Here is a 15,850-nt window from a genome sequence, read left to right as displayed (position 1 = left end):
CAGAACAATGGCAAATGTACAATATAGAGGAACTGGACGTAGAAAATCTTCTGTAGCTCGTGTTATCCTAACACCAGGTACAGGAAATATCGTAATTAACGATAAACCAGCTAAAGAATACTTACCATCAGACGTTTTATTAATGATTGTTAATCAACCATTAGAATTGACTAACACAACTTCTCAATTTGATGTTAGTGTAAACGTATATGGTGGTGGATACTCTGGACAAGCTGGAGCTATCCGTCATGGTATCTCAAGAGCATTATTACAAGCTGGTACTGATTATAGACCAACTTTAAAAGCAGCTGGATTCCTTACTCGTGATGCACGCGTTAAAGAACGTAAAAAATATGGTCTTAAAAAAGCTCGTCGTGCTCCACAATTCTCAAAACGTTAATTTACACAAATTATTTCACAGTTTTGAACAATTCAAAACTACACAAAGCCCCTTTTTATGGGGCTTTTGTTGTATATGGATGTTTTAAAATTTTTTGGATTTTTAAAGATAAGTAGCACGTAAGAAGCAAGTAATATGCAAAATTAACTAGCACAATTGTCATTTAAGATGCACAAAGTATCAAAATTAATTATAATAAAAGTTATATATAGATGGGAGTGGATTTTTTTGGAATGGATTATTTCAGCTAATCATAATAAATATGATCATGTAAGAGCATTTAAAGAATTACCATATATTGATTGGAAACAAAATGCTAATTATTCTGTAGGAGATAAAGTTTTTATTTATTCTACTAAACCAGTAAGTGCTATTGAGTTTTTAGTTGATGTTATTGAAACTGATATTACCAGTGATAATGTTATAGATGATAAGAATTATTGGGTTGATATGGGGGAATATGAAAAGGGAAGAAAATACTCAAAATATACACGTTTTAAACTTGTTGAACATTTTGACACAAGTCAAATAACGATTGATGAGTTACATAAAAATGGGCTTATAGGAAATATACAAGGACCTAGAAAATTATATGATGAAATGGGAAATCTTTTAGAATTTGGTCAATATATTCATAATTCACTTAGTATATTCAAAAAAGATAAAACACGTGCTAAAATAATGAAGCAGAATGATCAATTAGATGATATGTTGAAAACAGTTATAACTGACATAATCATTAATCCATCAAAAATATATTCATATTCAGATGTTTTAAAACCTAAACCAAAATTAGTAGAAAATAAATTTAATAAAGTATATAAAAGAAATAAAGCAGTAGCTATTAATGCATTAGGGATAGCTAATTTTTCTTGTGAAATTGATAAAAAACATAAAACTTTTAAGCGGAAAAAAGATGGTGTTCCTTATACTGAACCCCATCATTTGATACCAATGGCTTTTCAAGATGAATTTGATTTTTCTATTGATATAGAAGAGAATATAGTATCATTGTGTAGTAATTGTCATAATGAAATTCATTATGGGGAGAATGCAAGAGAATTAATAACAAAGTTATATTATGAAAGAAAGAGTCTGTTAGAAAAAAAGAATATTTATATTTCTTTAATAAAATTACTGTCTTATTATGATTTATAAACAAGAACTCTATTTGATTTATAATAGAGTTCTTTTTATGCAAAATGATTTAAATGTATTTTTAGATTATACTCGTGTTATTTTTTTATAAAAGATGGATAATAAACACTATTAACAGTTTTTACTAATTCTTTTATATCTATATGTGTATATACTTTTTCATTTAATGACATTGCTCCAGCATGACCAATAATCATTTTATTAAATGTTGATGATATATTAGCTTCTGCCATTAGTGATACAAGAGTATGTCTACAACAATGAGGTGTATGATCTAAATTGAATCTGTCTAATAATGGTCTAAAGTAACTATCATAATAGTTTCTATATTTAAAGTGTTTTTGATCTGGAGTATGAAGTAAGTATTCTATTTTTGATGATTGATACCAATTTTTAAAGAATGGTAGTATATAGTCTGAAATAGGAACTTTACGTATGCCATTTTCTGTTTTCGAGTCAATAATTTCAAAATATTGTTCATCTAAATAAATGTTTTCTTTTTTTAAATCTAACATCTCACTTATTCTCACACCTGTATAAATCAACATAAGGATAATTTGATAGTATATATCATCTGATAAATCCCAAAATATATCAATTTGTTCTTTAGTGAAAGGTTTTCTTTCAACTGAATTAGGATTTTTATTACTGTATTTAGCAATGTCTACATACTTTGAATAATCTTTATTGCAAATATCATTTTTCATAGCATATTTATAAAGTTGATTAAATAATATTTTAATATTCTTTAATGTTGGATAGTTTTTTTCACAAGTATCAATAACTTTTTGTAAATCTGAAGTTTTTAATTCTCTAAATGTTCTTTCAAATAATAATGTACATGTATTATATGAAGCACGATAACCATTGATTGTAGATTTAGAAGCATTTTCAAACTTTTCTTTAGACCATTGCTCATAAACTTCTCTAAATGTAGTAGAACTATTATTTAAATCAAAAGGTGCATTATGGTAGTCGGCAAGCATTTGTAATCTTTCTGTCCTTGTTTTTGCATATCCAATGATTCCATACTTTTGTTTTGATTTTCCTGTTTTTTCATTTATTTCATAGCCTGTGGTAATTCTTACCATATATGGTCTTCTTCTACGGGAGGCATTACCCATTTTTATAACGCCTCCATAACTATTTGGTAGTTTAATATTTTTCATGTGAAATCCTCCTACTTTGTATTAATATATTGTTCTATAATTTGTTTTTTTAATTTTGTCTGAAAATCTTTAATTTCTATTGGCTTGGCATGAGGATGGGAATTGAACCATTATATAAGTCTCTTTTGATAATATTGTTCACAATAGCAGTTTAAGATAAATAGTTGATTATGAAAATCTTTGTCTTTTAATAACTGTACATATTCTTTAGGATAATAACTTTTCAAATATTGTATCTTTTCTTTTGCGTAATTACCTAATGGTAATTGATAGTTACATAAAATAGGATAATAAATATCTCCTATTAATTGATATGCTATATGATTCTTTTCATCAACGATTATTTTTTTCATTTTGATTAACCTCTCTTTCCTTTTTTTGATTTAAGATTTCTTGAAATTGTCTATGACCTAGAGCTTTTCGAATTGCAGATAAATCATTTTTTATTTCTCTATTTTCCTTAATGAGTTTATCAATTGTTTCATTAAGTTCATTGACTTGAATTTTTAATTTAAATGTTGATTGATTAAGATATTTTACTTGTTTAGTTAAATCAATACACTTTTTGATAATTTTATTAACATATGATTTGATATTTTGAATAAATGGAATCACTGTATTTTTGTGATAAGTTTTTGAACTTATCATATGGGACGGTTTAGGTATATTCCAAATTTTATCATTTTTAACTTCACTACTTAATTTGTTAAATAATTTTTCATCCTCTTTAATAATTGTGAGTCTGTTCTCAATCTCATTGATTTCTTCTTTTGTAGATGAAATTATATGGTTTAAATGTTGTTTTTGATTTGTTAAATCATTTATTTCATTTTTAAGAGATATAATTTCTTCATTTCTTTTCATTTTTTTAAAATCTAATATATCTAGATGTTGTTCATGTGTACCGAGTTGTTTCCACTTGATCTGATATTTTTTCATTATTTTAGCAAGATATTGTTTTTCTGATAAAATCCATTGATTCCACTCTGTATTTGTTCTTGTACCACCCTTAAATCCTTGATTATTAAGTGCTTGTTTCAATGATACTCGTGTATCTAGTCCTCTTTTACTGTTAGTAATGAATGGAATAAAATCAATATGCAAATGAGGTGTTTCTTCATCCATATGAAGATGAGCAGAATATACATATAGATTTGGATTTCTTTCCTGAAAACTTTTCATATATTCATCAAGAATATTTTTTGCTAACTCTCCATTTTCTGATTTGACATTCATATCATCTTTATTTCCTATTTGAATAATGATTTCATGAAAACTCTTTTCTTGTTTGCTTAATCTTATTTTTTCATAATAATCATCAATTACACGGTCTTTTCTATATTGCTTACTATTATATCTTTGCAATGCTTCATCGAAGAGAAAATGATATGCATCTCGAATGTCTATATAAACATATTCATGATTGTATATTGTACGGGATGCATCTACATTTTTAGTGATAAAATGACGTCTATTATGATTAACGTTTCCTCTACCAATCATTACACTTATTGTACGTTCCATTTGGTTTTACTCCTTAAAATGCCTCGCAGAGCGCAAGCATCTTTTGATATTGTCAAAAGTGCATTTGCGTTACTTTCGACAAAGTAACAAAGGTACCTGACAGAAAGGAAGATTGTAATATTGCAGTATTTAAAGGTTTTGCATTCATGCAATCTTAATCGTTTAATATCCAACACCATGAAGTACCTATTTTTTTGAGCGGACATTTAATTCTGCCTTAGCTTGATTGAGAGTTCTTTCACATATATTATTTATTTTTGCTTGCTTAAATATTTCTACAGAGGCAACTGGACCAGATGGAAGTTGTTCTAAGATAAATTGGGTGGCTCTTGATTTTTCAGATTCTTTATGGTATCCGGCTAATAATTCATCGGAATTAATATCATATTTGCCAATCCATTGAAATCCTTTTTCTTTGCTTAATTTGAATGCAAATGCATCACCTTTTGGAGCAAGACTACTTTTATCATGAATAACTGCTCTAATATCTAGGTTGCTTTTTAATTCACCAACTATTAACACACTTCTAGCTGCAGCAGGAATATCAATGGTACCTATACCTCGATATATTGATTTATTACCTCTTGTTTTATTCATATGACCAACTAAAACGATTGCACAATTTTGTCTACTTGCAATATTTGCTAGATTTTTCATAAGTGGTCGAATTTCATTGGCTCTATTCATATCAACATTTGAACCTAGATAGGCTTGAATTGGATCAAGAATAAATAATTTTGCTTGAAGTCTAATTATTGCTTCTTCAATTCTTTCATCTAACATAGTTAAAGGTATATCCGCTTCATTAATAAATTGAATTTGAGAACAATCAGCATTAGCATCAAGTAATCTAGGTTTAATGGTATCATCATAACCATCTTCAGCAGTTTGATAAATGATTTTAATAGGTTCTTTGTTTATATCTTGATTTTCAAAAGGAAGAGGTTTACCTCTAGATAGGAGGGAAGAAAGACGGAGAATTAATGTTGTCTTTCCTCCGCCAGGATCACCTTGAATAATTGTTACCTTTCCTAATGGAATATACGGATACCATAACCAATCTACGCTTTTAGCATTAACTTCCTCTAATGAAATCAATTCTAATTTTGGTTTACTCATACACGAACCTCTTTAAAATATCCTGTTTCTTCCCATACTTTTTTATCAGGACAATAATAATTAAATTCTGAAGAATTTTCTCTTTTCAATGCATATCCAAATTTTAAGATACCCATTTGTAATCCGATACGAATGTATTGAGCATCTTTACCTATAGCTTTTGCTAATTCACTAATCGGTACATTTCTACCAGTAAAGGCTGGTAATTCAATATATACTCTTTTTTCTTCCATAAACTTATACCTCCTTTGTAAGAGTATTTGAATACGAAAGAATGTTTTGATATAATGTTCAAAGAAAGGACATTATAAAAACTGTTCTTTCGATACATAGTTCATTAGACAAAGTTTGGTCGCGGAGTCTAATGAATTTTTTTATTTTAACAATTTATCACCTCCAATTATATTTCAGAGCAATTATTGCTCTATAAAAATATTATACAGAGCATTATATACTCTGTCAACGATATTATAAAGTTTTATTGTAAAACTAAAATAGTATGATATAATTATAAGATATAAAGGAGACGTTATAATGACAACAGGTGATAAAATAAAAAAAATCAGAAATTATAGAGGATTAACACAAAAGCAATTAGGAGAGCTTTCGGGTATTCATGAGGTTGCTATTCGAAAGTATGAGTTGAACAAGGTTATGCCAAAGCAAGAACAGTTATTAAAAATTGCAAATGCATTAAATGTACCATTAAATACTTTTTATGAATATCATATTGATGAAAAACCTGATATATTACCTTTATTATTTGCAATAGATGAGAAGTTTCCTTTGAAAATACAAAGAAAAGGAACTAAATACACTTTAGAGTTTGATGATGATGATCTTAATCGTTTTTTACATAATTGGATGAGTTTAAAAGAAATGTTAACTGAAGGATTTGAAACGCATCAAAATTATGAATTATGGAAATTATTATGCCCATTTAATGAAAAGACGTATATTGATGTGGAAGATACAAGAAATGAAAACATTTCTAATAGAGATTAATTTAAATATTTTAAAATAATAAAAAGATGGTGTGATTTAATAAAATTAGAAAAATATTATTTAAAAAAATTTAATGATAAAATTTTTTATAGCAATATATTTGTTTATTAACTAAAAGAATATATTGAAAGCTAACTATATAGATATGGAAATTTTACAGAATATTATGGTTTTGATGATGTAAATAATATAAAGGTATTTCACATATGTTTTACATTAATATGTTATTTATTATGATTTTTTAAAGGGAACAACGTTTAGTTGTTTTAAATTAATACAGAAAATTTATATTGTTGAATGGTTTTGATTTTAATTTAAAGATTAGAATATTTAATAATTACATATATCAGATAGTTAACTAAATTTTATAATAAAAAAGCACATTAAAATGTGCTTAAAACAGATATTTAAATTTTTACGAGTGACAAACCCCGTCAAAATTTAGAGACCCATTAAAACAAATGGGTATTAATCTTTTTATTGAAAAACAAAAATTTTATCTCTGTTATTTTTTAGTGAGTTCAATTAAATCGCTAATATCTGTTATTTTTAGAACTTCTGCAATTTTGGCAATATGTTCAAAATTCATTACTGTTCGAGTTCCACGACAAATATCGCTTATTGTTGATTCTCTAATATTAGCCATTTTGGCAAGCTCTTTTTGTGTGATGTTTCTACTATCTAAAATTTCTTTTAATCGAATGTGTATAGAATAGCTCATAAACTCTCCTTTTACTCTTTTTGAAATAATACAGTCATATATGCTAAATCCCAAATATTTTGATCCTTACCAACTGCATTTGGATTATCACCAATTGAATTAGCAAAACTCATTATTTTATTTACTAATTCTACTTTGCATTTTTTCCAAATTTTAATTGGATCCACTCCATTATACCACTCATATTTTCCTGTTACATTGTTATCAACAACTAAAGTTCTAAAAGCAGCCACTACTGGATATAGAAGACCATCTGGTATTTTGTATGTAAGTTCATTTTGCTCAAATTTACTTTTTCCAACAATGCGTCCATCTTTATAACCAGAATATTTTTTTCTACCATATCGTCCTCCTGCTTCGTTATAAGCATCTGCAAACTCAGTTTCTATTGCATCATAAAGATCAAAAATATCTGGTGCAATATTAACGAATTTTCTATAGTGCTCAGGATTTTCAAGATATATGGATAACATTTTTGCTTTAGAAGAATATGCTTGAGTTGGGTGTGTTTTGAAATCAAAACGATCGATATTAAACATATTTATAATAGCAACAATTTCTCTAGCATCAATCATTTTTAAATTTTTTCCATTTGTGTTATCAATTTCTATTTGATTTTGTTTGAAAGCAATTCTATTATAGAATGGCATTCCTTCAAGTCCTTCTTTAATTGGATCAAATTTATTAGCTAATTCAGCCATGGATTTTTCATCGACTTGTACAGATGTATTACGTGCCCTAGCCAAATCTTCTATAATATCTTCTACACCTGTCATAATCTCAAATTGTACATATTGATCAATTTTTGAATCATCTTTGTGTTCGCAAATAATTTTATATGTATGACCACCATCAATATTTCCATGGAGGGCGTTATCATCAAATTCAATCGTTACTTCCTCTTTCTTGTTATTAAAAATGACTTTTCCTGCTGATATTACAATACCACGATTTTTTAAATGAAAGTACCCATCATTGCTACATAATGATTCCTCAATGGCTTTAGCAACAGATGAAGATAATTTTTGTTCACGTGGATTGGTTGCCATAGGAATTCCCTCAGGGATATCCGATGTTTTTACATAAAATACATATTTTTTTGATTTTCCATTTTCAAATGGATCATCTAATTTTCTAAATGTATTTGCTTTAACTTTAAATGTTTTTGTAATCATATTTGTCTCCTTTTCTCTACTTAACACCATAGTGTTAACAGAATTAATATTTTATAAAGTTAGCTTTTATAATTACATTATAGCGAAATATCGTTATAACGTCAACATCAAATGAGATTTTTTTAAAATACTAATAATAATTTTAATAAAACTAAAATATTAAAAAATCATAGTAATAAATTGGTTTGAAGTGGTTTGGCAAATAAGCAGGTAAGATGCAAAATCAATAAAAAGTGCTGATTTTATCATATCTAGGAATTAACAAAACGTTAGTAATAACAGTAATGAGATGTTTAGAGAAGTATTTGGACTTTGTGAGAAGTTTAGATACTTCTTTTTTTCTTTTTAAAATAAGGGTATAATAAGAATAATTAATATTGAAAGTAGTAGTTGATTGTGGGAAATAATTTGTTAAACAATGAAGCATTAGTAAATGAAATCGCTAGTATTATTACAAATGCTAGAACTAATGTCATTAAAATATTAATACTGAGTTAATTAATGCATATTGGAATATAGGACGTATTATAGTTGAGGATGAGTTAAAATCTCAGCGTGGCGAATATGGAAAAAAACAATTACTTACACTATCGAAAACTCTTACAAATAAATTTGGAAAAGGATTTTCTCGAGCAAATCTTCAAAATATGAGATTGCTTTATTTAAAATATCCAAATTGCCAGACACTGTCTAGCAAATTAAGTTGGTCACATTATTGCGAATTATTATATATATCTGATGATGACAAACGTAGTTTCTATGAAAAAGAAGCAATTAATGCAAATTGGTCAGTAAGAGAGTTAAAAAGACAAATTAGCACTTCATTATTTGAAAGATTGTTATTATCAAATGGGGAGACTAATAAAAAGAAGGTTCTTGAATTAGCGTTAAAAGGAAATGAAATTGCTAAACCAGAGGATATAGTAAAAGATCCTTATGTTTTTGAATTTCTTTGTCTGCCAGAAAATAAACCAATGATGGAATCTGATTTGGAAGAAGCTCTTGTTAGACAAATTGAAAAGTTTCTTTTGAAACTTGGAAAAGGATTTATGTTTGTAGGAACTCAGCAAAGGATAACATTCGGAAATACGCATTATTATGTGGATATGGTTTTCTATAACAAAATTTTAAAATCTTATGTATTGATAGAATTAAAAACTATCAAATTAATGCCTGAAGCAGTTGGGCAACTTAATATGTACTTGAATTATTATACAGCAGAAATTAATGATGAAAATGATAATCCACCAATTGGATTGATTTTATGCACTGATAAAGGCAATGTTGATATGCAGTATGCATTAGGAGGATTGAGTAATAATATTTTTGCTTCAAAATATGTAACATATATGCCTGATAAGGAACAATTAATTGCTCAGGTTGAAGCTGTATTATCATCTAATGATAATAAAAACGAATTGACTTAAATTATTTTGTTTTGATAATGTAACAAAACCACTTTAAAAATCTTGTTTTATCGTATTTTACAGTTGTCAAAACGTAAATGTTGTCATGAGAAGATTAGATACTTCTTTTTATGAATAGGAGTATAATCTCTCTCATTTAAGATGAACTATGGAAAGGAGCAATTATACGATGAGTAGAGAAAGTATATCAGAAGATGTTAAAAGAAAATTATATGCAGAATCAATAGGAAGATGCATGAATCCTAGCTGTCAAAGAGAATTGTTTAGAAAAGATGGAGATATAATTGAAAAGGCACATATTCTTCCTTATTGTGAAACTGCTGATAATTCATTTGAAAATCTAATAATCTTGTGTCCTAATTGTCATAAGGATTTCGATAAAAATTCTTTGTTTACAGCTGATGAAGTTAAAGAATGGAAGAAAATTAGAGAAAATGAGGTTAATAGATTTTTTCAAAGAAAATTTGAAACTTTTGATGAATTAAAGAAAGAAGTAGCACCACTTCTTTTAGAAAATAAAACAATTTATGAAAATTATTATTTAGGTCATAATAAGAAATTATGGGATAAATTTGAACTTAAAATATTAGTAAATAATAGAAAAATAAAAAAACTGTTTGAGAAAAATTTTGACTTGATTCAACGTCATCCAAAAAAAGAATATTCAAATTTAGCATATATACATAGATTTATGTTACATATAGATGAATTTGAAACCACTCGTGGTGAAGATGAAAAGAATAGACAGGTTCTTTTTCCTAAAATAATTAACTCTATGTTTGGAATAAAGCCAATTGAAGAGTTTCTTTTACCATCTACAGAAACCTTAGAAGATTTAATAACAAAATTAACAGCTGATGGTAAATTTGAAACTATAGTTTTGGGAATAGATAATCCATATATTCAATTAATTGAGAACGATGAATCAAGTAAATTGTATTTATTTGATACCCCCAGATTGAGGCAATTATATTTTGACTATGATTGTTGTAAATATGCTAAGGTTAGATTAGAAAGTTTAAACTTTGCATTAAAATATATGAAATCCAGAGACGTATTTTATAGATTTTTTACGTACAACAATTTAAGAGAAGTTGATGTGAATGGTGTCAAATTAGTTTTTGTATATGAATATTGTTTGAGTGAGGTTGAACTATTAAATCTAATGCCAGAAGAAAATGATGTTATTGTTAATTTACATAATTGGAACGGGGAATCTTGTATTTCCAAACAAGCATATGAACTTGCCGAAAAAATGAAAGTAACATTGTTAACTATGAATGATTTTTATAAATACATATATGAGATTAAAAAGCAATAAAGAGATAAGTAGATTAATTAAACAACATATTACATTGTTTGAAAATTTCAATTATGTTTATTTGTTTGGGTCATTATTAGACGTTAATAAAGTTCCAAATGATATTGATATATTACTTATTTATTCAGAGAGATCGGATAATATAATACACGATTTAAATTTTATTTGTTCCATTTTAGAAAAGGAATGTGGATTACCAGTTGATTTTACAGTGTTAAGTATTGAGGAGGAAAGAGAAACTAATTTTTTAACAAGAATTAGTTCGTCATATCTAAAGTTGAAATAAATAATTGAAGTAATTAATAATATTAAATAATAAATCACTTATGAACAACAATAAAAATTTGTGATTATAAAAATCTGTTTTAATAGATAGTGTTCACTTGTTTTAGCAATGCAACAAGTAAGCGACAAAAAGACTTTAAAACACTTATTTTATAAAGTTTCGGAGTTCTCAAAACGTTAATTTTATCAAATGTGTTGTTTATAAAATCCTTGATTATTCAAGGATTTTTTCTTTTTATAAGTAACTAAACAGAAGTAGGATTAATAACAATTTAATCGCTTGGAGAAGTTGATATGGGTATAATATTGTTATCGAAGCAATAGATTTAAGAAGGAGATAATTTTATGGTAAAATTAAAAAGAATGTTAGGCGATATAGATGATCCTACGGTGGTTGTATTAATGGCTTTAATTGAGAGTCAAAGTGCTGAAACATTAGCAAATTGGAGTTTGAATTACGTGGAACAAAATTTATTAAGTATTTATCAAGATAAATATCCTGATGATGCAAGGTTAAAACATATTATTTGTGAAACTAGAAAATATTTAGCTGGTACTAAAACAAAAAAAGAACAAAGAATGCTTTTAAAAGAAGCTAAGGAGCTTATCAAAGATGTTGAGGAGACAATTGTACCTTTGGCAATTGTGCGAGCAATTTTAATTGCATGTGCAACAAAAGATTCACCAACAAATGCTCTAGGTTATACTTTTTATGCTGTGGCAGCAATAGTGTATCATCAAGCTGGCTTATGTGAAAATAAAGAAATATATGATCAGCTTGCTAAAGAAGAGTTTAAAAAAGTATTAAAATCACTGCAACTGATAGCAATAGATAATGAAAATAATCCAGTTAAAGTTAAATGGTATTGTTAATTAAAAAAGAGGTATAAATGAGAAATTTTTATTTAATATATAGGTCTATTTTTGTGTTAAATTGTTTTCATCAATATTAATGTTAAATCGTCAATAAAAAATTTTTTATCATTACTTTTTCATAAAAATTATTTGCCTTTATAATTCTCAATATTACAAAGTACTTGTTAATAAAAAGTACTTTTGATATACTTAAATTAGAAAGGGGAGAGAAGAAATGAAAAAGGTTATCATATCTATATTTATTATTTTATTTCTATTTCTGGGAATCTCATATTTTTATTATGTCCATAATTCAAATGCGAGAAAATACATTAATAATTGGAACATTGAACTATCTTCTAACTTGAAATCACTATATGAGAAAAAAACAGAAATCGGATTTCAGGGAGACGGAACTATTTATGAAATTTTTGAGTTAGAAAAAACAAGTAAACTTCCAAACAATTTGTCTTCTAACAAAAATACTGATTTTGAAGCATTATTTAAGGAATACTTAGTTAACTTGAAAATTAATACAAATCAATATCCAGATTTCAAAAATGATTATTATTGGAAATACATTGAAAAAAATAATTCCGATAAATTGTTAGTAATTATTAACAAAAATAAGACAAGGCTATACATTATTCAATCTTTATCATAACCATTATAATTTATAAGAAAGAATATTCAAAATCTATATATTTTTAGGTAATATTTATAGAAAGAAGGAAGAATATGAAAAATAAAATTAAGCTCATCCGATGTATTAGTGTTGTTACTTGTATGTGCCTGCTGCAAACTAATGTTTATGCACAATCAATTAATCAAGAAGAAAAAACTTATGAATTATTAGAGCAACAAATAGAATCAGAACATATAGATATTATTGCAGAGTTAGACAAATTGACTAATGAGTATCAAGAAATACTTGTAATTGAGACACAAAATAAAAATCTGACCGAAATTAATAAGATTAAAGATTTAATAAGCGGTTTAGAGAAAATAAAAAAAGAGTACATGGCTTTTATTCAAAATACAACTAGAGCAAATCAGCCTAATACCGCTGTTGCTGCAGTAATTGGTTATTTTAGCAATAAAAATTATAAATTAGCCTCTGAATTACTAATACATGCTACTGTAAATACAAACAAAAACTCCACATATAGTCCAACTAACGGCAGTAGAGTTAAGTCTCACAGTGTATTTGTTAAAATAGCAAATGGTTCTAAGACAAATGGAAGTGACATTTTCACAAATACTGGAGGAACTGCATCAAAGGATTGTTATTATGCACTTCATAGTTTTAACTATAGCAAACCGACTTCTAGTAGTAAATTAGTTAATATCTCAGATTATTATGATTATGCAAGTGGTGATTATAATGGAATGGAAGGTATTGCAGTAAATGCGATGTATCTAGCACAACAGTCGGGAGCCATCGTTCCTTATAATGTATTAATTTCCCAAAGACTATAATTTTAAATCATCTACTATATAACTATCTAAATAGTAAATAGATATGATACAAAATAAAGAGCTAAACTGTTATATGGGGGCAGTTTAGCTTTAAATTGTAGATTTATATAAAATAAGTTATAATATCCTTATATATAATCGAGGTTATACTAATGAGCAAAAATAACGATATTAATAAATTAAAAATAATAAATCAGGCTATTAAAGATACAGAGTATATTACAACGGAGTATTCACCATATCGTGGAATAATTAGTGTGTTTTGTAAATGGCTTATATGTTATTCTTCAATGATGTTACTTATATATGTAATCGATATCTTAAACTTTAAATTTGGTTTTTATAACTACAAATATTTCTACAATTTGTATAATGGGGGAAAAGTATTATTTAATATATGCATAAATTTATATATTTGGAAAACAATATGTTTAAAAGAACTATCGGTAAAAGAGCGTAGGTTTTTGAAATTATGGATTATTTTCCCTATTTTGTTTTCCATAGAAATAATTATCCCGATATTAACAAACTATCTAAACACTGATGCAATGATATCTTTTTATCAAACTATTTCTTTGTCCTATATTATAGTTTTAATTGAATTATTTTATATTTATTCCTACTTTAGAAACAAGAGAACAATGATTATAACTTTATTGTTTATATGTTATATTGTTGTATCTTTTATTCTTAAGGCTTACATTTATAGTTCAAGAGCTATTTCTAATTCTTTTGGTGTTTTTATGAATATATTTTATGATTTTGATACATATGGACTTGTAGCCATTATTATGTTATTTACTATTATTTTTCTAAAGAGGGATACGGATGATAAAAGGAAGAGAAACCTTTAAAATTTTTGAATCAAATATTAGGCTAAAAATGGTTGCAGGATTATCAAAATCTAATTTGACTTATAATCAGCTACGAGAGCTTTGCAATTGTAGTGATGGTAATATAGCAACACATACTAAAAAACTAGTTTCTGCTGGTTTTATAGATGTAAAAAAAGAATTTGTCAACAATAAACCAAAAACAACTTACAATTTGACAGAATATGGGCAAAAGGAATTTAAGGAGTACATTAAATTTTTAAAAAAAATTATTGAAGAAACGGAGAAATAAAATGAGAAAAATAATGTTTACATTCCTTTTAACACTATCAATGATAATGTTAATTAATATAGTTCCGACAAAAGCTTTTGATAATGAAACTGAGTTAGACTTATTAATAAGACGGATTGACCATATTAATGAAATTTATAATTCCAATTATTACATTTTATCTGAGGAAGAGTTTATTAACTCAGAAATTACGGATACTTTCAAGTCTTATGATGATTATGTTAAACATTTATTAAATTATGACTTAAACGAACTAGAAAATGAATTAATAGTCAATATTACAGTTGATAGTGAAACTATTAATGTAAATATCGAAACATATTTTCGTTCAACTTCAGGAAGTAGAACTTTATCATTTTATAACGGAAATAATAAAATGATATTAAAATATAAATATAGTGGTAGTAAATTTGATACAAGCTATAAACCAGGGGTAACTGTTACTAAGGTAAATACTAAAAACTTCTTTGAAATGAGTAGTCATACTGGGTCATTTAAGAATTCTAATAAAACATATAGCATTATTGCAAAGGGAAGAGTCATAACTCCTTCAGGAGTTGTATCAAACAAATCTTTTACAGTAAACTTTAATTTATAAGAATAAAAACCTGTTAACTAAAGTGTTTTTTAGTTCACTTCAGTTAACAGGCTTTTTGTATATAAACTTCTCTGGTAAGATGAATAAAGAACATCGCGTATTTCTTTATTCATCTACATGTCCTTCTATACATGATTGAGAAATGAGAACTTTGGGACGGATACTTATTTTCCTAAATATTATAACAATTATTTTTTATACTGTTTATTTTAAGAATTCTAAATCAAAAAATCTTTTGTAGTCAATTACTACTTCATCTTTGTCCTCAAAAGATGCTAGTATATATTTTTTATTGATCTTTGCTTTTACTAATATACTGCATCTATCATCTACGTTTTTGTATCTTTCAGCAAACCATTTAGTCTGTTTTAAAGAAGTTGATCAAGAAATACCTTTGTGAGCATCTTCTATTTTTTCTCAGTACTTATTTCCCGGAGAAATTGCGATGTTATCAAAGGTAAGTGTCAAAGAGTTTGTTTTATAAACTAG

General features: G+C 26.7%; 18 protein-coding genes. 11 read left to right on the top strand and 7 right to left on the bottom strand.

The window, feature by feature from the left end:
• Positions 1-7 precede the first annotated feature (7 nt).
• Both rpsI and EYR00_RS12890 read left to right on the top strand, forming a co-directional pair.
• The gene (gene rpsI / locus EYR00_RS12895) at positions 8-400 is read left to right on the top strand and encodes a 30S ribosomal protein S9 (protein ID WP_003537153.1); all 393 of its coding nucleotides are present in this window, start codon (positions 8-10) and stop codon (positions 398-400) included.
• A 228-nt stretch (positions 401-628) separates the two neighbouring features.
• Entirely contained in the window at positions 629-1,558 is a 930-nt protein-coding gene (locus EYR00_RS12890) for an HNH endonuclease (RefSeq protein WP_040434251.1), read from the top strand.
• 77 nt (positions 1,559-1,635) lie between these two features.
• Here EYR00_RS12890 and EYR00_RS12885 read toward each other — a convergent pair whose 3' ends face one another.
• The 5 genes from EYR00_RS12885 to EYR00_RS12865 all read right to left on the bottom strand — a co-directional run bounded on the left by EYR00_RS12885 (position 1,636) and on the right by EYR00_RS12865 (position 5,603).
• The gene (locus EYR00_RS12885) at positions 1,636-2,727 is read right to left on the bottom strand and encodes a tyrosine-type recombinase/integrase (protein ID WP_003537157.1); all 1,092 of its coding nucleotides are present in this window, start codon (positions 2,725-2,727) and stop codon (positions 1,636-1,638) included.
• Positions 2,728-2,837: 110 nt separating this feature from the next.
• Complete coding sequence (locus EYR00_RS12880; protein ID WP_003537159.1) at positions 2,838-3,080, bottom strand: hypothetical protein; 243 nt, start codon at positions 3,078-3,080, stop codon at positions 2,838-2,840.
• Positions 3,061-4,251 (bottom strand): plasmid recombination protein, encoded by a 1,191-nt coding sequence (locus EYR00_RS12875; RefSeq protein ID WP_003537161.1) that lies wholly within the window; start codon positions 4,249-4,251, stop codon positions 3,061-3,063. Before EYR00_RS12875 ends, EYR00_RS12880 begins: the two co-directional genes overlap by 20 nt.
• A 186-nt stretch (positions 4,252-4,437) precedes the next feature.
• A complete protein-coding gene (locus EYR00_RS12870) occupies positions 4,438-5,370 on the bottom strand; it encodes an AAA family ATPase (RefSeq protein ID WP_003537163.1) in 933 nt (310 codons plus the stop codon).
• Entirely contained in the window at positions 5,367-5,603 is a 237-nt protein-coding gene (locus tag EYR00_RS12865) for a hypothetical protein (RefSeq protein ID WP_003537166.1), read from the bottom strand. Before EYR00_RS12865 ends, EYR00_RS12870 begins: the two co-directional genes overlap by 4 nt.
• A 301-nt stretch (positions 5,604-5,904) precedes the next feature.
• Between EYR00_RS12865 and EYR00_RS12860 the strand changes: the two genes are divergently transcribed.
• The gene (locus EYR00_RS12860) at positions 5,905-6,375 is read left to right on the top strand and encodes a helix-turn-helix domain-containing protein (protein ID WP_003537168.1); all 471 of its coding nucleotides are present in this window, start codon (positions 5,905-5,907) and stop codon (positions 6,373-6,375) included.
• A gap of 505 nt (positions 6,376-6,880) precedes the next feature.
• Here EYR00_RS12860 and EYR00_RS12855 read toward each other — a convergent pair.
• The gene (locus tag EYR00_RS12855) at positions 6,881-7,096 is read right to left on the bottom strand and encodes a helix-turn-helix domain-containing protein (RefSeq protein WP_008790957.1); all 216 of its coding nucleotides are present in this window, start codon (positions 7,094-7,096) and stop codon (positions 6,881-6,883) included.
• A gap of 11 nt (positions 7,097-7,107) precedes the next feature.
• The gene (locus EYR00_RS12850; RefSeq protein WP_008790958.1) at positions 7,108-8,271 is read right to left on the bottom strand and encodes an AIPR family protein; all 1,164 of its coding nucleotides are present in this window, start codon (positions 8,269-8,271) and stop codon (positions 7,108-7,110) included.
• A 482-nt stretch (positions 8,272-8,753) separates the two neighbouring features.
• On the opposite strand from EYR00_RS12850, the gene EYR00_RS12845 reads away from it, so the two are divergent.
• The 8 genes from EYR00_RS12845 to EYR00_RS12815 all read left to right on the top strand — a co-directional run bounded on the left by EYR00_RS12845 (position 8,754) and on the right by EYR00_RS12815 (position 15,361).
• Positions 8,754-9,698 carry a PDDEXK nuclease domain-containing protein gene (locus EYR00_RS12845; protein ID WP_307726373.1) on the top strand — a complete coding sequence of 315 codons (945 nt, stop codon included), beginning with the start codon at positions 8,754-8,756 and terminating at the stop codon, positions 9,696-9,698.
• Positions 9,699-9,867: 169 nt separating this feature from the next.
• Positions 9,868-11,019 carry an HNH endonuclease signature motif containing protein gene (locus EYR00_RS12840; protein WP_003537176.1) on the top strand — a complete coding sequence of 384 codons (1,152 nt, stop codon included), beginning with the start codon at positions 9,868-9,870 and terminating at the stop codon, positions 11,017-11,019.
• Positions 10,979-11,305, top strand: a complete 327-nt coding sequence (locus EYR00_RS15985; protein WP_003537178.1) for a hypothetical protein — start codon at positions 10,979-10,981, stop codon at positions 11,303-11,305. The genes EYR00_RS12840 and EYR00_RS15985 overlap by 41 nt, the downstream gene beginning before the upstream one ends.
• 344 nt (positions 11,306-11,649) lie before the next feature.
• Entirely contained in the window at positions 11,650-12,177 is a 528-nt protein-coding gene (locus tag EYR00_RS12835) for a putative immunity protein (protein ID WP_003537179.1), read from the top strand.
• Between the two features lie 217 nt (positions 12,178-12,394).
• Positions 12,395-12,823, top strand: coding sequence for a hypothetical protein (locus EYR00_RS12830; protein ID WP_003537180.1), 429 nt, complete (start codon positions 12,395-12,397; stop codon positions 12,821-12,823).
• 74 nt (positions 12,824-12,897) lie between these two features.
• Positions 12,898-13,638: a hypothetical protein gene (locus EYR00_RS12825; RefSeq protein WP_003537183.1), complete on the top strand. Its 741-nt coding sequence runs from the start codon at positions 12,898-12,900 to the stop codon at positions 13,636-13,638.
• Positions 13,639-14,466: 828 nt separating this feature from the next.
• Positions 14,467-14,763: a transcriptional regulator gene (locus EYR00_RS12820; RefSeq protein WP_003537186.1), complete on the top strand. Its 297-nt coding sequence runs from the start codon at positions 14,467-14,469 to the stop codon at positions 14,761-14,763.
• A 1-nt stretch (position 14,764) separates the two neighbouring features.
• Entirely contained in the window at positions 14,765-15,361 is a 597-nt protein-coding gene (locus EYR00_RS12815; RefSeq protein ID WP_003537187.1) for a hypothetical protein, read from the top strand.
• The last annotated feature ends 489 nt before the right edge of the window (positions 15,362-15,850 follow it).

Source organism: Thomasclavelia ramosa DSM 1402 (assembly GCF_014131695.1).
GTDB classification, from domain to species: Bacteria; Bacillota_I; Bacilli_A; order Erysipelotrichales; family Coprobacillaceae; genus Thomasclavelia; species Thomasclavelia ramosa.
The sequence above is the reverse complement of the archived record's forward strand: the minus strand, read 5'-3'. Positions and strand labels throughout refer to the sequence as shown.